Annotated in this window: 14 protein-coding genes; 10 read left to right on the plus strand and 4 right to left on the minus strand. The window is 56.7% G+C overall.

What is annotated here, in order from left to right:
* Position 1: 1 nt before the first annotated feature.
* From ACXADJ_RS16535 to xylB, 4 genes are all read right to left on the minus strand, one after another.
* Positions 2-2,809, minus strand: coding sequence for a PAS-domain containing protein (locus tag ACXADJ_RS16535; protein WP_475067960.1), 2,808 nt, complete (start codon positions 2,807-2,809; stop codon positions 2-4).
* The gene (locus tag ACXADJ_RS16540) at positions 2,803-3,537 is read right to left on the minus strand and encodes a response regulator (protein WP_028291965.1); all 735 of its coding nucleotides are present in this window, start codon (positions 3,535-3,537) and stop codon (positions 2,803-2,805) included. Before ACXADJ_RS16540 ends, ACXADJ_RS16535 begins: the two co-directional genes overlap by 7 nt.
* A 380-nt stretch (positions 3,538-3,917) precedes the next feature.
* Positions 3,918-4,514 carry an acetate uptake transporter gene (locus tag ACXADJ_RS16545; RefSeq protein ID WP_475067962.1) on the minus strand — a complete coding sequence of 199 codons (597 nt, stop codon included), beginning with the start codon at positions 4,512-4,514 and terminating at the stop codon, positions 3,918-3,920.
* A gap of 400 nt (positions 4,515-4,914) precedes the next feature.
* A complete protein-coding gene (xylB, locus tag ACXADJ_RS16550) occupies positions 4,915-6,387 on the minus strand; it encodes a xylulokinase (protein WP_475067964.1) in 1,473 nt (490 codons plus the stop codon).
* 362 nt (positions 6,388-6,749) lie between these two features.
* Between xylB and ACXADJ_RS16555 the strand changes: the two genes are divergently transcribed.
* From ACXADJ_RS16555 to ACXADJ_RS16600, 10 genes are all read left to right on the plus strand, one after another.
* On the plus strand, positions 6,750-8,057 hold the full coding sequence (locus tag ACXADJ_RS16555) for an ABC transporter substrate-binding protein (RefSeq protein WP_475067966.1): 1,308 nt from the start codon (positions 6,750-6,752) through the stop codon (positions 8,055-8,057).
* 290 nt (positions 8,058-8,347) lie between these two features.
* A complete protein-coding gene (locus ACXADJ_RS16560) occupies positions 8,348-9,226 on the plus strand; it encodes a carbohydrate ABC transporter permease (protein ID WP_475067968.1) in 879 nt (292 codons plus the stop codon).
* A 1-nt stretch (position 9,227) separates the two neighbouring features.
* Complete coding sequence (locus ACXADJ_RS16565) at positions 9,228-10,061, plus strand: carbohydrate ABC transporter permease (RefSeq protein WP_475067970.1); 834 nt, start codon at positions 9,228-9,230, stop codon at positions 10,059-10,061.
* Positions 10,062-10,166: 105 nt separating this feature from the next.
* Positions 10,167-11,189: an ABC transporter ATP-binding protein gene (locus tag ACXADJ_RS16570; RefSeq protein ID WP_475067972.1), complete on the plus strand. Its 1,023-nt coding sequence runs from the start codon at positions 10,167-10,169 to the stop codon at positions 11,187-11,189.
* Positions 11,190-12,566, plus strand: a complete 1,377-nt coding sequence (gene dalD / locus ACXADJ_RS16575) for a D-arabinitol 4-dehydrogenase (RefSeq protein WP_475067974.1) — start codon at positions 11,190-11,192, stop codon at positions 12,564-12,566.
* 209 nt (positions 12,567-12,775) lie between these two features.
* A complete protein-coding gene (locus ACXADJ_RS16580; protein ID WP_475067976.1) occupies positions 12,776-13,690 on the plus strand; it encodes an AraC family transcriptional regulator in 915 nt (304 codons plus the stop codon).
* 172 nt (positions 13,691-13,862) lie between these two features.
* Positions 13,863-14,813: a transaldolase gene (gene tal, locus ACXADJ_RS16585; RefSeq protein ID WP_475067977.1), complete on the plus strand. Its 951-nt coding sequence runs from the start codon at positions 13,863-13,865 to the stop codon at positions 14,811-14,813.
* 73 nt (positions 14,814-14,886) lie between these two features.
* The gene (locus ACXADJ_RS16590) at positions 14,887-15,198 is read left to right on the plus strand and encodes a hypothetical protein (RefSeq protein WP_475067979.1); all 312 of its coding nucleotides are present in this window, start codon (positions 14,887-14,889) and stop codon (positions 15,196-15,198) included.
* 117 nt (positions 15,199-15,315) lie between these two features.
* The gene (gene aptA, locus ACXADJ_RS16595) at positions 15,316-16,665 is read left to right on the plus strand and encodes an omega-aminotransferase AptA (RefSeq protein WP_475067981.1); all 1,350 of its coding nucleotides are present in this window, start codon (positions 15,316-15,318) and stop codon (positions 16,663-16,665) included.
* A gap of 98 nt (positions 16,666-16,763) precedes the next feature.
* Positions 16,764-18,254, plus strand: coding sequence for a CoA-acylating methylmalonate-semialdehyde dehydrogenase (locus tag ACXADJ_RS16600; protein ID WP_475067984.1), 1,491 nt, complete (start codon positions 16,764-16,766; stop codon positions 18,252-18,254).
* Positions 18,255-18,270: the final 16 nt, after the last annotated feature.

The following is an 18,270-nucleotide window of genomic DNA, read 5'->3' on the forward strand; positions in this document are numbered from 1 at the left end:
CTCATGGGCGGATTCCCATTGGCACATTTTCAGTGGCTGCAGGCTGGGCAAGGCTTCGACGCAGGGCGCTGGCCAGTTGCTGGCGGTTCCAGGGTTTGTTCAACAATAGCTCCGGTGAGTCGGGCTGCTGGAAAACGTTCTCTGCCAGTGCATAGCGGCTGACCAGTTGCTGCTGGTTGAGGCCGGAAGACAGCAACACCGGCAGCTGTGGCCATTGTTGCATCACCTGTTGGCGCAGTTGCAGGCCGTTCATGCCTGCGCCCAGATTAACGTCAGTCAGTAGCAGGGCCGGTGGCTGTGTTTGTTGTTGCAGCCACTCGATCGCTTGTTCGGCGTTGGGCAAATCAACACACTGGCAGCCAAGGGCTTCCAGTTGTTCCCGGGTGGCGCTGGCAACCTGCGGGTCGTCTTCAACCAGCAATACGGATTCGGGCAGTGGCAGGTGCTGGGGCGACAGCCCGGTGTGTCCTTCTGGCTGGCTGATCAGTGGCCGTTGGTCAGCAGGCAGCAGGGATGCCACCGGCGGCAGGCGGCGACTTTGCTCACTGACCGGCAGTTGAATGGTCACTTCGGTGCCAGCTCCCGGCTGGCTTTGGATCTCGATATCCCCGGCCGATTGTTTGACGAAGCCGTACACCATGCTGAGCCCAAGGCCGCTGCCTTCACCAATGTCCTTGGTGGTGAAAAACGGCTCGAACACCCGTTCAAGGTGGGCCTGCTCAATGCCACAGCCGGTGTCGTTCATAACGATTTCCAGCCACGGCGGTGCTTCTGGTGTTGCTGCTGGCTGCGGCTTGCGGGAATCGGAACCTGGCGCCGTTCGGTAGCGGGTAGTCAGGGTCAGGGTGCCGCCATCGGGCATCGCGGCGTTGGCATTGATGGCCAGGTTTAACAAGGCATTTTCCAGTTGGGCGGCGTCCACCAGCACCACGGCGTCGGCGCAATCCAACCGCAATTGCAGCTGGATATTGGGTGACAGGCTGTATTCGAACAGGTCTTCCATATCCAGAATCAGGGCGTCGACGTGGGTTGGGCTGGGGCTCAGTTGTTGTTTGCGTGAGAACGCCAGCAAACGGCGAGTGAGTTGATTGCCTCGTTCGGCAGTGGCCATCGCCCGGCGCAGGCGTTTGAGGGCTTTTTCACTGGCCAGTGCGGCGTCGCCGTTGGCGGCACTGCGGACCTGTTCAATCAGGCCGTCTTCCAGCAATTGCAGATTGCCGAACATAGCGGCCAGCAGGTTGTTGAAGTCGTGGGCGACTCCGCCAGTCAGTTGCCCCAGTACTTCCATTTTCTGGGCTTGTTGCAGCTGGGCTTCGATGGCTTTGCGTTCGGTCAGGTCACTGTAGAGGGTGACAAAACCGCCACCGGGCATGGGGCTGCTGCGGAATTCGACCTGACGGCCATCCGAGAAATGTCGCTCGAAGCGTTGGTAGGTATTCTGGCGGGCGGCGTTGATCTGATCCTTATCGAGCAGTGTCCCCATTTGCGACCAGCTGTCGCGGGCTTCGGCAGGCAGCAAATCGTGAATTTGGGCCAGTGTCATGCCTTTGCGGATGTCCGCCTTGGGCAGCTTCAGCACGGTCAGGTAGCCGGGGTTCCAGGCGACTAATTTACCGTCGGCATCAAACACACTGAGGCCGTCGTTCATGTTGATAAACACGGTTTCCAGCAGCCGGGTCTGGGAGCTGAGGTCATCACTGATGCGCTGCATTGCCAGCGCGTTATCGCGGAATACCTGAAACGCCCGCGCCAGCTCGCCAATTTCATCGTGGCGCTGTGCCGCGGGCAACGGCTGTTGGTCGGTTTGCAGTTGGCTGGCGCTGTCGCCACTGGCCAGCCGACTGATGCGCTGGGTGATCTGGCTGAGGCCCAAACCCAGTTCCCGCACCACCCAGATACCGGCAGCGACGGCCGCCAGACACAGCAGGCTGATGATCAGAATGCCGGTTTGGCCGGAAGCCACCACCACCGATACTTTCTGGCTGCGTTGGGCAATGCTGGCGCGGGTCTGGTCGACAAAGTGGGTCACTGAGTCGGACAGCTGTTCGGATATGGCGCGGGTCGAGGCCAGTAAAAACGCGCTTTCTTCCTGCATTTGCAGCTGTTGCTGACGCAGCGGGAATACCCCTTCGTTACTGTTGCTGAAACCTTGCAGCTCGGTCAGCCAGTGCTCGGCGGGGTGGCCGGGCCAGGCCTGCTGGTTGAGGCGGCTGAGGCTGTTGTTCACATCCTGTTGCAGCAGTGCCAGTTCGGTGGCATCGGGAGAGCGGGCCGCCATTAACAGCCAGTCGGTGATTTGCAGGCACTGGTCGGCGATTTGCTCGGAATGGGGCGGTTGGCGCAGTTCACGGGCCAGTTGATGCAGGTTGTAGGTGGTTTGGCGCAGGTCTTCGCGGGCAAACAGATGACTGCGGGTGACTTCAATCAGCCGCTTGGCGGTGTGCTCCAGCCGCAGTAGCAGCGGTTGCAGGTTGGGGGTGGCGGCATCCAATTGTGGCAAGGATTCGGCCAGTGCCAACAGGTGGTTGATCTTGTCTTCCAAGGTCAGGCTCAGGCCTTGCAGCATGAAGGGGCTGTTAACTCCGGCAACGTAGGGCGCCACGGCGGCGAGGTTGGCGGTACGTTCGGCCAGCTCCAGCGAGCGGGAAATTTCCGGCAACGACTGCTGTTCAAACTCTGTCACCGAGGTGGCGGTGTTGTTGAGGCCAATCCAGCCCATCAGCGCCAGCCCCAATGTGCTGGCGGCCAGAATGGAAAAGGCCAGTAGCAACCGGGTGCCGGCTTGCAGTCGACGGACGCTGGTCAGCACTGGGTAACCGCAGCACAAAAGCTGTAGCCAACACCGCGTTCGGTGCGAATGTAACGCGGTTGTTTCGGGTTCGGTTCGATTTTGCGGCGCAGTCGCAGGGTCAGAACATCAATGGTACGGTCGAACACATCGACATTGAGGCCACGGGTGGCTTCCAGCAGCTGGTCGCGGCTGAAGACCCGATTAGGTGCTTTGATCAGGGTTTCCAGCAGGCCGTATTCGGCGTACGTCAAAGGAATCGGGTTGCCATTCGGATGGGTCAGCTCACGGCTGGTGAGGTCGAGTACCCAGCCATCAAAGGTCAGCCGCTGGTGGCTATAGCTGTCTTGCTGGCGTTGCACTGGAATGCTCAGCTCGGTGGAGCGGCGCAGCAGCGCCCGCACCCGCGCCAATAGCTCGCGGTTGTTGAATGGCTTCATCAGGAAGTCGTCGGCGGCCAGTTCGAGGCCAATGATGCGGTCGGTTTCATCGCCCTTGCCGGTCAACATCATGATCGGAATGCCCGACTGGCTGCGCAGCTGGCGGGCCAGGTCCATGCCGTCTTCGCCTTTCAGGCGTAAATCCAGAATCACCAGCGAATGGGCGTGTTGATCCAGCGCCTGCTGCATTTGCTGACCATTGGCGGCAAGACTCACCAGATAACCTACGTCTTCCAGTAAATCGCCCAGCAGTTCGCGCATATCGGCTTCGTCATCGACGATTAGAATCCGTTGTCGAGTCTCGGTCATTGTGTGTGCCGTTTGGTTGAGCGTGTGTTTTGGGGTGGTCGGCTCGCTGTTACCAGCGGGCAGCTTCGGCTGCTGACGTCGGGTGTGTGTCACCCTGTTATTGTGACAGCAGTTTTAGCACAGCTCAGTCTTGCAATTGTTTCAAATGTTACAAGGCGCAGGGCTTGGCCTGAAAAGTGTCGGCTGCGGGAGTGGAAAGGAGCTCAGTGGTTCCGGAGAGAGTTCTGGGAGAGAGTTGTGGGAGAGAGTTCTGGGAGAGAGTTGTGGGAGAGAGTTGTGGGAGAGAGTTGTGGGAGAGAGCTTGCTCTCGATCCGTCGCCCAAAAACAACAAAGCCAGCGCAAGGCTGGCTTTGTAAACGCTTGGTGTTGCCTGTGTTTATCAGGCAGCGACGGCGGCGGTCGATGCGGCTGGCGCGGCTTTTTTGCTGCCGATAGGCAGAATTTCACGGCCGTATTCGGCATTCAGCACCTGGGCTACGCCGAAGTAGATGGCGCTCAGGCCACAGAAGATGCCTTCGAAGCCGGCAATGCGGCCCAGCAGTTCGTTGCCGGTGAAGTGTTGGATCGACAGCAGCGCGAACAGGATGGTCAGCGAGCCAAACACCACCTGTTTGGCCAGCGGGTAGCACAAGGAGCCAATGAACATAAAGCCGGTGAACAGCCCCCACAGCGCCAGATACCAACCCATGAAAGCTGCCGGGCTGGCGGCCAGTCCCATTTTTGGCATCACAATCAGACCGACCAGCGTCAGCCAGAACAGGCCGTAGGAGGTGAATGCGGTGGTGCCGAAGGTATCACCACGCTTGAAGCACATCATGCCGACCAGAATCTGGCCCAGGCCACCGTAGAAAATCCCCATCGCCAGAATCATGGAGTCCAGTGGGAAGAAACCAGCGTTATGGATGTTCAGCAGAACCGTGGTCATACCGAAGCCCAACAGGCCCAGTGGCGCCGGGTTGGCCAGTTTTGTGCTCATTAATACTACCTTGCAGAGAAATGACGGAAGTTGAAAGACGGACGACGCGAAAGCGCGACGTCAACGCGCTGTAAGACGCCGCGGATTGTAATGGCGCTTTTCAGAAAAGAAAGGTTGTGGAAGTAAATAATCCATTAGTCTAATGCCCCTGCTGTGGGGGCGGGCTTCAGACGTCGGGTATCGGATGTCGGGCAAATCATTGTTTTTGTGGGAGGCAGCTTGCTGCCGATGGTTTATCGAGAGCAAGCTCTCTCCCACACTATTGGCCAGACGCCAGACGCCAGACGCCAGACGCCAGACGCCAGACGCCAGACGCCAGACGCCAGACGCCAGACGCCAGACGCCAGACGCCAGACGCCAGACGCCAGACGCCAGACGCCAGACCTCAGGCCAATTTGCCTTACAGTTGTTTGATCAACGGGTAGGCGCTGCGGTAACGCTGGTAGCCGTCTTCATAACGGGCAGCCAGTGAATGATTTGGCTCGATGGTGTGTTGTACCGCGGGTGCTGCACATACCTCAAACGGGTCACCGCCGTCGGCGGCCAGAAGCGCCAGTCGGGCGGCACCAAAGGCGCCGCCGAAGTCGCCATCGGCGGGGATATCCACAGGCAGGTTGAGCACATTGGCAATCACATTGAGCCAGTAACGTGAACGTGAGCCGCCACCCACCACTTTAATACGCTGTAGTTCGGTGCCCGCCTGACGCAGGGCCTCAAGGTTGTCGCGCATGGCATAGGCAACGCCTTCCAGCACCGCTTGAGTCAGCTGGTTTTGATCGCTGTTGTGGCTGAGGCCAAGGAAGCTGCCGCGAATACGGGCGTCGTTGTGCGGGGTGCGTTCGCCGGCCAGATACGGCAGGAAGGTCACCTCTGCTGGGCTGGTCGGACGATTTCCCTGGGCAGCTTGCAGCTGGGTATCCAGCTCGGCGGCGCTTTTACCGGCGATGCCTGCATACCAGTTCAAGGCGTCGGCGGCAGACAGTATCACGCCCATCTGGTGCCAGCTGTTGGGAATGGCATGGCAGAAGGCGTGCACAGCACTTTCAGGGTTGGGTTTGAAGCACTCGTTGGCTGCAAACAATACGCCGGAGGTGCCCAACGACAGAAAGGCTTCACCGGGTTTCACCACGCCCATACCACAGGCTGAAGCGGCGTTGTCGCCAGCACCGCCACCCACAATCACGTTTTGGGCTTGTGCCTTGCCGATGCCCCAGCGTTGCGCCAGCTCTGTCCTTAATTCGCCGCTGGCTTGCGAGCCTTCGACCAGTTCCGGCATCTGTTCGCGGCACATGCCGGAAGCGTCCAGCAGTGTGTCCGACCAGCAACGGTTGGCAACGTCCAGCCAGGCGGTACCGGCGGCGTCAGACATGTCCGAAACATACTCGCCGGTGAGCCAGTAACGCAGATAATCCTTCGGCAGTAGTACTTTGCTGACCTTGCTGAAGATATCTGGCTCGTGGCGGGCCACCCACATCAGCTTGGGCGCGGTAAAGCCGGGGAAGACGATATTGCCTGATAACTCGCGCACGCCTGCCATGGCATCCAGCTCGGCGGCTTCAACATGGCTGCGGGTGTCGTTCCACAAAATACAGGGCCGCAACGGCGTGCCTGAGTTGTCCAGCAAAGTAGCACCGTGCATTTGCCCTGACAGCGAAATACCACGCAGTTGGGCCAGTGCTTCAGGATGACTTTGCTTCAGTTGGTCGAACACCTGTTCACAGGCGCTGATCCAGTCGGCGGGATGCTGTTCCGACCAGCCGGGGTGGGGCCGTTGGGCGCTGAGGGCGGCGTGGGCAGAGCCAATGATGTGCTGCTGTGCATCGATGATCAGAGCTTTCAGGCCAGAGGTGCCGAGGTCGAGTCCCAGATACATAAGAATTCCTGCGCTGTGCGGCACCGCAGCGGCCTGTGAATGCAAGACCGCCGGTCAGGCGGTCCAGCTAAAGCCGTCATTTGGTTGATATACGGGCCGTTTATCGTTTGTTGTTGTTTTAATCAGTATAGGCTGCGTCGCGGTTGCTGTTGACCGGGGTTGATCACGCTTTGAACGCTGCGTTCCTGTTCTAACACTTTCATGCGCGTATATGGAGGTAAATGAGAAATGGATGCATAAAAGTATAAGATGTTGCTGGAGGCGTACCAGCGCCCGAAATAAAAGATGTTAGCCTGACTGTGTCTGAAGGGGATGATCTCTTCTAGACTTCATAAGAATAAAAAACTCGTCAGGAGTCTGTTATGCAATTCAAGCCTGGAGCGGCCGTCCTCGGTGCCGTGCTCGCCATGTCTTCCGCAGTACAGGCGGCCACCGAACTGGTGATCGCTACCGTGAACAACGGTCACATGATCGAGATGCAAAAGCTCACCCCGCATTTTGAAAAAGCCAATCCCGACATCAAGCTCAAGTGGGTCACCCTGGAAGAGGGTGTTCTGCGTCAGCGCGTAACCACCGACATCGCGACCAAGGGTGGTCAATTCGACATCATGACCATCGGTATGTACGAAGCGCCGATCTGGGGTGAACGCGGCTGGCTGAAAGAGCTGGAGTTCAGCGCTGAATACGATCAGGAAGATATTCTTCCAGCGATTCGTAGCGGTCTGTCTGCCAACGGCAAAATGGTCGCGGCACCTTTCTACGGCGAAAGCTCAATGCTGATGTACCGCAAGGATCTGGTTGAGAAAGCCGGTCTGAGCATGCCAAACAAGCCAACCTGGGATCATGTCGCCAAGGTGGCTGCCGCCATCCACGACAAGGATGAAGGCGTTTACGGTATTTGTCTGCGTGGTAAGCCAGGCTGGGGCGACAACATGGCGTTTCTGTCGACGCTGGTAAACACCTACGGTGGCCAGTGGTTCGATATGGACTGGAAACCTCAGGTGGATTCCAAACCATGGGAAGAAGCGATCAGCTTCTACGTCGATCTGCTGGGCAAGTACGGTCCTCCGGGTTCTTCCGCCAACAGCTTCAATGAAATCCTGGCGCTGTACAACGAAGGCAAGTGCGGCATGTGGATTGACGCCACCATTGCGGCTTCTTTCGTATCCGATCCTTCCCAATCCAAAGTCGCCGACAAGGTTGATTTCGCCCAGGCACCAACCAAGGTAACCCCGAAAGGCGCTAACTGGTTGTGGGCATGGTCGCTGGCAGTACCCGCGTCTTCCAAGCACTCCGACGAAGCCATGCGTTTTGTTGAGTGGGCCACCTCAAAGGAATACGTTGAGCTGGTGGGTGAAGAAGCTGGCTGGGCGCGCGTTCCAACCGGTACCCGTTTCTCTACCTACGAAAACGATAACTTCATGGCCGCTGCCCGTTTTGCTCCGGCTGAACTGGCTGCGCTGGACAGTGCCGACCCAGAAGACAGCACCTTGAACGAAGCGCCTTACACCGGTGTTCAGTTCGCTGCTATTCCTGAGTTCCAGGCGATTGGTATTGCTGTGGGCCAGCAGATCAGCGCTGCACTGGCAGGCAAGCGCAGTGTGAAAGATGCCTTGAAAGCCGGTCAGCGTGCCGCTGATCGTGAAATGCGCAAGGCACGTTATTACTGATTCATAACGAATCGGTGTGATCCCGCCAGCTCTCCGTTGCTGGCCGGGATATCAGATTGGCCTGATCCGGTTTGCTCTCTTCAGGTTGAGGGGGGCAGCCGGATTGGCTCTGAAACGGAATCAAGCCGGGTTTTTCAATTCAGGAATCCAGCTATTCCATAACCAGAGAGGCTCCCTGTTTGCTGCGGAGAAAGCCTCCATGTTCCCTGCTGAGAGAGTCTTCTCTGTGGTTCTGCACCAGAACAACACGGAAGGGTATCGCTTGGCCGTTTGAAAGGGTGTCAGACGTTATGTCATCACAAGCTCGCGGTAATCGGACCACGTCACGATTGCTAATGTCTCCGGCGGTTATTTCGCTGTTGCTGTGGATGCTGGTGCCGCTGGGCATGACCATCTACTTCTCGCTGATTTACTACAACCTGATGAATCCTTTCCAGGAAGGATGGGCCGGGTTATCCAACTACGAATTCTTTATCACCAATCCGGCGTTTGGTGATGCGGTGTGGAATACCCTGCTGCTGCTGGGCAGCACGGTAGTGATTACCGTAGGCATGGGTCTGGCCATCGCGCTGCTGATTAACGATCCGTTCCCGGGCCGTGGGCTGGTGCGCATCCTGTTGATTTCACCCTTCTTCGTGATGCCAACCGTGAATGCGCTGCTGTGGAAGCACATGATGATGAACCCGATTTACGGCTTTCTGGCGCAGGTTTGGGTGTTCTTCGGTGCCGAGCCGGTCGACTGGCTGACCGACATGCCACTGTTCTCTGTGATCATCATGGTGAGCTGGCAGTGGATGCCGTTCGCGTGCCTGATTTTCATCACCTCGTTGCAGTCGATGGACCGCGAACAGCTGGAAGCTGCCCGCATGGACGGCGCCAATTTCTTCCAGCAATTCCGTTACCTGTACGTGCCGCACCTGGCCCGTTCGATCTCGGTGGTGATCATGATCGAAGTGATCTTCCTGCTGAGTATTTTTGCTGAAATCTACACCACTACCGCCGGTGGCCCGGGTACCGAAAGCACCAACTTCGCGTTCCTGATCTTCACCGAAGCGCTGTTGAACTTCGATGTGGGTGTGGCTTCTGCGGGTGCCCTGTTCGCCATCATTCTGGCCAACATTGTGGCGATTTTCCTGATCCGCATGATCGGCAAGAATCTGGAGAAATAACATGAGCAACAAGAAATCTGTCTGGACTCCAGCCTACATCACCCGAACGCTGGCCTCATGGGCGGTCGCTTTTGTGGTGTTCTTTCCGCTGCTGTTTCTGGTGGTGACGTCGTTCAAGACCGAACTGCAGGCCATTGCGGTGCCATCGCTGTGGGTGTTCGAACCAACGTTAGAGAACTACACCGAAGTGCAGGAGCGCAGTGACTATCTGCACTATGCCTGGAACTCGGTGGTCACCAGTGTGATGTCGACCGTGCTGGGTCTGGCGATTGCCACCCCGGCGGCCTACGCCATGGCGTTCAACCCGACCAAACACACCAAAGACGTACTGATGTGGATGCTGTCGACCAAGATGATGCCTGCGGTGGGCGCGCTGATGCCAATTTACGTACTGGCTCAGTACAGCGGTCTGCTGGATACCAAATTCGCGCTGATCATCATCTTCACCCTCAGCAATCTGCCGATCATGGTGTGGATGCTGTACAGCTACTTCAAGGACATTCCTCATGAAATCCTCGAAGCCGCCCGTATGGACGGTGCCTCTGTAGGGCAGGAATTCATGCATGTATTGCTGCCGCTGAGCATGGGGGGGCTGGCTTCGACCGGTCTGTTGTGTCTGGTGCTGTCTTGGAACGAGGCTTTCTGGTCATTGGTTCTGACTTCTGCCGATGCCGGTACGCTGGCCACTCTGGTGGCGTCCTACTCAAGCCCTGAAGGCTTGTTCTGGGCCAAGCTGTCGGCGGTATCGGTACTGGCTATTGCGCCGATCGTCGTGTTCGGCTGGTTCTCACAAAAACAACTGGTACAGGGCCTGACATTTGGCGCTGTGAAGTAAGAGTTGACGCGCAGGGCCGCCGGGTTCGGGTTTAACCTGATAAGGGCGAGTCATGCGCTGTCCTCTGCTGACAACAAGAAATATAAAGAATTACCGGAGACACTCATGTCGTATCTTGATCTGCAAGGCGTCGAAAAATACTACGGCGACTTCTACGCCATTAAAGGCATCGACCTCGCCATCGAAAAAGGCGAATTCATTGTATTCGTTGGTCCATCCGGCTGTGGTAAATCCACCCTGCTGCGCATGATCGCCGGTCTGGAAGACATCGATGGTGGTCAGCTGGTACTGGACGGTCGTGAGATTACCCACGCCGAGCCATCCGAGCGTGACCTTGCCATGGTGTTCCAGAGCTACGCTCTGTACCCGCACATGACGGTTGAAGAAAACATGTCGTTTGCGCTCAAGCTGGCCAAGGTCGACCCGGCGGAAATCAAGGACAAGGTGGCCAAGGCCGCCGAGAAACTGAACCTGACCCAGTACCTGCACCGCACCCCGAAAGAATTGTCCGGTGGTCAGCGTCAGCGTGTGGCTATCGGTCGTTCGATTGTACGTTCACCGAAGGTCTTCCTGTTCGACGAACCGCTGTCCAACCTGGATGCCGCGCTGCGTGGCCAGACCCGGGTGGAAATTGCTCACCTGCACCGTGAACTGGGTGCGACCACTATTTACGTTACCCACGATCAGGTCGAAGCAATGACGCTGGCTGACCGCGTGGTGGTGCTGCAAGGCGGCATCATCGAGCAGGTTGGTTCGCCACTGGAACTGTACGACACCCCGGCCAACAAGTTTGTGGCCCAGTTTATTGGTATGCCACAAATGAACATCCTGCCGTCCGAGCTGTTCCGCAGTAAACGGGACGGCGCGGTAGAAACCGGCGTACGTCCGGAACATATGTCGTTGGTGGCGTATGGCGAAGGTGAGCTGAACGGCGACGTTGAAATGGTTGAGTCACTGGGTAACGAAACCCTGATTCACGTGAACGTTAACGGCAATATCGAGCAGCAGATCATCGTTCGTCTGTACGAGCGTCCGAACCTGCGCGCCGGTGACATGGTTGGTGTTGATGCCGATGGCGAACGTCTGCATTTCTTCTGTGCCGATGGCCATGCGATTCGCGGAGAATAAATGATGAGTGCTCAACGTCTTACCCAGCTGCATCTGGGGCTGGGATCATTCCACCGTGCCCATCAGGCCGTTTATCTGCAAACCCTGATCGAACAGGGTGACGATAGCTGGCAGATCGTCGGCGGCAACATCCGTCCGGACATGGCCGAAACCCTGCAGGCGATCAAGCAACAGGCTGGTTACACGCTGGAGACGGTTAACTCCAAGGGGGCTCGCAACTATCAATGGATTGAATCCATTCGTGATGTGATTGTGTTCGACAGCGAACTGGCCGGTCTGGCGGCTGTGGCGGCAGATCCTGACACTCGTATCATCTCGTTCACCGTGACCGAAGCGGGGTATTACCTCGACCTCCACGATGATCTGGATACCACGCTGGACGACATCGCGTCCGACCTGGCCGGTATTACTCGCTGCACTATTTATGGTGCGTTGGCGTACCTGCTGGACCAGCGTCGGCTGGCCAATGCCGGTGCAGTTACCTTGCTGAACTGCGACAACCTGCGCTCCAACGGCAAGCGTTTCTACGCCGGTTTCAAACAGTTCCTGCAACATCTGGGCAACACCGAACTGGTGGCCTGGGTTGAGCAGAACACCTGCGCACCGGACAGCATGGTTGACCGCATTACCCCTCGTCCAACTGCGGAAGTGGCTGAGCGTGTTAAAGCCGCAACGGGTCGTGAAGATGGCGCAGCGCTGATGGGTGAGACCTTTATTCAGTGGGTGGTTGAAGATCACTTCATCAACGGCCGCCCTGCGTGGGAGAAAGCTGGCGCTGAAATGGTGTCTGACGTGATGCCGTACGAAGAAGCCAAAATTCGTTTGCTCAATGCCACCCACAGCTGTATCGCCTGGGCCGGTACTCTGAAAGGCTTCAGTTATATCCACGAAGGTTCATTGGATGGCGATGTGTGTCAGTTGGCTCACGACTATGTGACTGCCTGCGCCATCCCATGCCTTACCCCAAGCCCGCTGAAGCTGGATGACTACCGCGATGTGGTGTTGGATCGTTTCTCCAACCCGAATATTCAGGACACCAACCAGCGCGTGGCAATGGACGGTTACTCGAAGATTCCGGGTTTTATTTTGCCGACCATTCGTGAGTGTATTGAAAACGGCCATAACCCGGACGCGGTGGCACTGGTCGTCGCGCTGTTCCTGCGCTTCCTGCAGTACCGTGACGAAGGCCAGCTGAGCTACGAATATCAGGATCAGGCGATGGACCCGGAAAGCCTCGAGCGTATTCTTAACGCCGACGATCCGGTCGCGCAGTTCTGCGCTGAAGAATTGTTATTTGAAGACGTTGCTGGCAATCCGGTGTTGGTTGAGTCCGTACGTCGCGGCTACCAACAGGTGTGTCAGTTGTTCTTCAGCTGAAAATATTAGCGTTGGACTGGTCATGAGAGAGTGACCTTTTTGTATCGGTGTGCTGTTGCTGACTGGCAGCACACCGACTTTTTACGTTAATAACAAAAGAAATACTGTATCTAATAACCCTTTGCTCAACAAAAATGGAATGAAATAAACGCAAGGGTGATACTATTCTGTCATCAAAAACAATAATTTAAATACGGCAGGTTCCGCGTATGTCAGCACTCGCCAAAGCAGCACAAGTCCCTGAACAGGAATGCGAATTTCAACGAGACCCTGGTTTGGGGTACGAACCGGACGGCTCTTTCGGGCTGGTCCGTTGCCTCTCCCATGGTGCGCCCAACCCCCTGATTCGCTGGCACTTCCACGAAGAATACGAACTGCACCTGATACTGGAAACTTCCGGACGGGTATTCGTTGGCGATTACATTGGTCAGTTTGAACCCGGCCATCTGGTGCTTACCGGCCCGCGCTTGCCCCACAACTGGATCAGTCAGGACTTGCCGGAAGAAGGCGTTCACGAGCGCGATCTGGTGATTCAGTTCAGTGGCGAAAAGCTTGAGCAGGTGATGGAGCTGATGCCGGAATTCAAGGAAATCAGCAGCCTACTGGAGCGCGCCAAACATGGCGTTGAGTTTGTTGGTAACAGCGACCGCGCCCGCGAGCGTATGATGCGCATTCGCGAGTGCCACGGCCTCAGCCGTATGATCGAATTTTGTCACCTGATGCAGGAACTGACATATCACGATAACTATCGACTGTTATCCTCAGTGCAGTTGCAGAGCTTTGACGACGACCGCTCGCTGCAGAAAATCAGTGAAGTGGTGGATTACCTTTCAAAATCCTACGAATCAAAACTGGCATTGGCCGAAGTAGCCGCCAAATTCGGTATGAGCGAAAGCCGCTTTTCACGCTATTTCCGGCGCATGACGGGCAACACATTTACGAACTTTGTCAGTCAGCTGCGGGTCAACAAAGCCTGCCAGATGTTGCTGGAAACCGAACAGTACATCAGCACCATTTGCTACAACGTTGGCTTTAACAACGTTGCCAATTTCAATCGTCGGTTTATGGAAATCAAGGGCATGACCCCGAGTGATTTCCGCCGTCTGGGCCGCGCCCGCTACTGATCACGGCAGCCAGACCCGGCCCAGACCCGGCAATGAACAGCAATGACCCGTACAGCAACGTCCAATGACAACAGTTGCACTGCTGGCACCGGCACCACACTATAGGTAAGAAGCGGCAGTGTTCAGCGCCGCTTTGCACCGGGAACGAATTAATAAAATATAAGGAATCGACATGGCAAGCCTGCTCGACCAACTGAAACAACACAGCACCATCGTTGCCGACACCGGCGACCTGACCGCCATCCAGAAACTGCAGCCGCAGGACGCCACCACCAACCCTTCGCTGGTACTGAAAGCCGTTCAATCCGGCCAGTACGACGCCATTGTGGATGCCTCCCTGCAAGCTGCTGAAGGCGACAGCCTTGAAGTCAAAATCGACGACGCTTGTGACCGCCTGTCGGTGGCCATGGGCGCCACCATTGTTAAGCACATCCCGGGCCGCATCTCCACCGAAGTGAACGCCCGCCTGTCGTTCAATACCGACGCCAGCATCGAAAAAGCCCGTCGTCTGGTAGCCCTGTACGAAGAACAAGGTGTTGGTCGCGATCGCATCCTGATCAAACTGGCCGCCACCTGGGAAGGCATTCGCGCCGCCGAAGTGCTGGAAAAAGAAGGCATCCAGTGCAACCTGACACTGATCTTCAGCTTTGCCCAGGCCCGTGCCTGTGCCGAAGCCGGTGTGTTCCTGATCTCGCCATTCGTTGGCCGTATTCTCGACTGGTTCAAGAAAGCCAATCCGGGTACCGACTACGCACCAGCCGAAGAACCGGGTGTTGAATCCGTTTCCGGTATCTACCAGTACTACAAGCAGCACGGCTACAACACCGTGGTGATGGGCGCCAGCTTCCGTAACAGCGGTGAAATCGTCGCCCTGGCCGGTTGCGACCGCCTGACCATCAGCCCGGCACTGATCACCGAACTGGCCGAAACCGAAGGCGAACTGAGCCGCGCACTAAGCTACGAAGGTGCCGTCAGCGAGCGCCCGGCCGCCATGACCGAAGCCGAATTCCGCTGGGACCTGAACATGGACGCCATGGCGACTGAAAAGCTGGCCGAAGGTATTCGTGGCTTTGAGAAAGACCAGAAGATTCTGGAAGGGCTGTTGGCTGAGAAGTTGGGCTGATAACCTGGCTTGAAGCTCTATCGGAGCCGCCGTTCTGGTGGCTCTGGAATTTTCGTGTGTCGGATAGATCTCTATGGGACAGAGTCGTTTTGATGTTTTTACCAGTGCGCTGGAAGCTGTTCTGAACGAACCTGTCGAACGTATCTGCTGGTGGCAAATAACCTCAGCAACACTTTTTTGTACATCCACTTATCAGGGACGCAAGGTTGGGTTATGTAGCACCCGTAAAGGCGTATGGCTGGCCGTTAAACGGACTGACCCGCTTTGGACTCGATTTCTGAAAGGTCATTGGGATACCTATCCGCTGTCCGTTCGGTTTCCAGATCAGACTCTGATTGAGGCTGAGATTCGCAGTAAGCTCGATCAGCTATTTAAAGTTAAATAAACCTTCAACAAAACATAAGCACTTTCAAATTTATTCAACTATTCCTCGCTGACATGATCACTCTCAACGTTGCGGCAGTTCGTCGCCTTTTGACTACGAGTGAACACGAGGTGTGTTATGTCAGACCATTCATCTACCGGCGCTTCCCACGGTCTGTCTGCTGAGCAGCTGGACGCTCACTGGATGCCGTTCACGGCCAACCGCAGTTTCAAGAAAGACCCGCGCATTATTAAAGGTGCCGAAGGTCGTTATTACATCGATGCTGATGGCCGCAAGATTTTTGATGGTCTGTCTGGCTTGTGGACTTGTGGCGCTGGTCACAACCGCCCTGAAATTGCTGAAGCCGTGTACAAGCAGCTGCAAACGCTGGATTACTCGCCAGCATTCCAGTTTGGTCACCCCACCTCGTTTGAATTGGCGCACCGTATTCGCGGTTTGATGCCGGATGGTCTGGACTACGTGTTCTTTACCGGTTCCGGCTCAGAGAGCGCCGACACCTCGCTGAAAATTGCCCAGGGTTACTGGAAGAAAAAAGGTCAGGCCAGCAAGCGTTTGCTGATTGGCCGTTCCAAGGGTTATCACGGTGTGAACTACGGCGGTATTTCCGTCGGTGGTATTGGCGGCAACCGTGCCCTGTATGGTCAGGGTGTGCCGGTCGATCATCTGTCGCACACCTTGCGCAAGGACTTTGCCTTCACTCAGGGCATGCCTGAACAGGGTGCCGAGATGGCAGACGAACTGCTGGAGCTGATTGCCCTGCACGATGCCTCCAACATTGCTGCGGTGATTGTTGAGCCGGTGGCCGGTTCGGCCGGTGTGATTCCACCACCAGTGGGTTACCTCAAGCGTCTGCGCGAAATCTGTACTGCCAACAACATCTTGCTGATCTTCGATGAAGTGATCACCGGTTTTGGCCGCATGGGGGCCATGACGGCCGCTGAACGCTTTGGCGTGACTCCCGACATTCTGAATACCGCCAAGCAGATCACCAACGGCGCGGTGCCGCTGGGTGCGGTGATTACGACCGGCGAAATCTACCAGACCTATATGGACAACGGCGGCCCGGAATACATGGTCGAGCTGCCACACGGCTACACCTATTCCGCCCACCCGGTGGCCTGTGCAGCAGGTCTGGCCACGCTCGACCTGCTCGAAAACGACAAGCTGATCGACCGCTCTCGCGAGATGGCCCCGGTATTCGAACGGGCGATTCATAGCCTTAAGGGCAGCAAATACATCACTGATATCCGCAACTACGGTTTGGCCGGTGCGCTGCAAATTGAAGCCTATCCGGGTGAACCGGCTCGTCGCCCATTCGAGATAGCCATGAAAGCCTGGCAGAAAGGTTTTTACGTGCGTTACGGCGGCGACACCATTCAGCTGGGTCTGCCGTTCACCGTTGAAGCGGCCGAGATTGATCGTCTGGTGAATGCGCTGGGTGATTCCATCGCTGAGCTGGACGCCTAACACAACCGAATTTTACCGGCGGGACGCAGAGCGTTGTATGCCCTCCCCGTCGGTCAACCACATACGAAAGCAACAGAATTAAAATTGAGGATGAAGTCATGAGCGTAATTGGTCATCTGATCGACGGCGAAATCATTACCGACGGCAGCCGTACCCAAGATGTTTACAACCCGTCTACCGGCGCGGTCAGCAAGCAAGTTGAACTGGCGACGGTTGCTACCGTAGAAGCCGCGATTGCTTCGGCCCAGGCGGCGTTCCCGGAATGGCGCAACACCCCGCCAATCAAGCGTGCCCGGGTGATGTTCCGCTTCAAGGAACTGCTGGAGCAGAACGCCGAAAAGATCTGCGAAATGATCGGTGAAGAACACGGCAAGATTTCCCACGACGCCATGGGCGAACTGCAACGCGGCATCGAAAACGTTGAATACGCCTGTGGTGTACCGGAACTGCTGAAAGGCGAGTTCAGCCGCAACGCTGGCCCTGGCATCGACAGCTGGAGCGACTTCCAGCCGTTAGGTGTGGTCGCCGGTATTACCCCGTTTAACTTCCCAGCGATGGTGCCAATGTGGATGTTCCCGCTGGCCATCGCCTGCGGCAATACCTTTGTACTGAAGCCATCCGAGCGTGATCCGTCCTCTACTTTGTACATTGCTCAGCTGCTGCTGGAAGCCGGTTTGCCAAAAGGCGTTCTGAACGTCGTCAACGGCGACAAGGAAGCGGTAGATACCCTGCTGAACGACAGTCGCATCAAGGCTGTCAGCTTTGTCGGTTCCACGCCGATTGCCGAATACATCTACAAAACCGCCAATGCCAATGGCAAGCGTTGTCAGGCACTGGGTGGTGCCAAAAACCACGCCATCGTGATGCCAGACGCCGACATGGACAACACCGTGAACCAGCTGTTAGGTGCAGCCTTTGGTTCCTCCGGCGAGCGTTGCATGGCCTTGTCTGTGGCTGTTGCTGTGGGTGACGAAGCCGCCGATGCGCTTGTGTCCAAGCTTCAGGAAGCCATGAAAGGCCTGAAAGTCGGTGCCTTCTGTGATGCCAGCAACGACTTCGGCCCGGTGATTACCCGTGCCCACGAGCAGAAAGTGTCCGGCTTCATCAGCAGCGCTGAAAAAGACGGTGCCGTGGTGGTGGTTGATGGCCGTAATCCACAGGTGGAAGGCTATGCCGAAGGTTTCTTTGTTGGCGCGACCCTGATCGACCGTGTAACCCCAGCGATGGAAAGCTACCAGGCCGAGATCTTTGGCCCGGTGCTGCAAGTGGTGCGTGCCAGCAGCATGGAAGAGGCGATGAAGCTGATCGACGATCACGAATACGGTAATGGTACTTGTATCTTCACCCGCGACGGTGAAGCGGCCCGTTACTTCAGCGACAACATTCAGGTGGGCATGGTGGGTATTAACGTACCGCTGCCAGTGCCGGTGGCCTATCACTCGTTCGGTGGCTGGAAGCGTTCGTTGTTTGGTGATCTGCATGCCTACGGCCCGGACGGTGTGCGCTTCTACACCAAGCGCAAGACCATCACCCAGCGTTGGCCTTCCAGCGGTGTGCGTGAAGGCGTGAGCTTCTCGTTCCCGTCGTGAGGCGAGTCGCTTTTCC

This window comes from Oceanobacter sp. ABM4_470, from assembly GCF_056158645.1.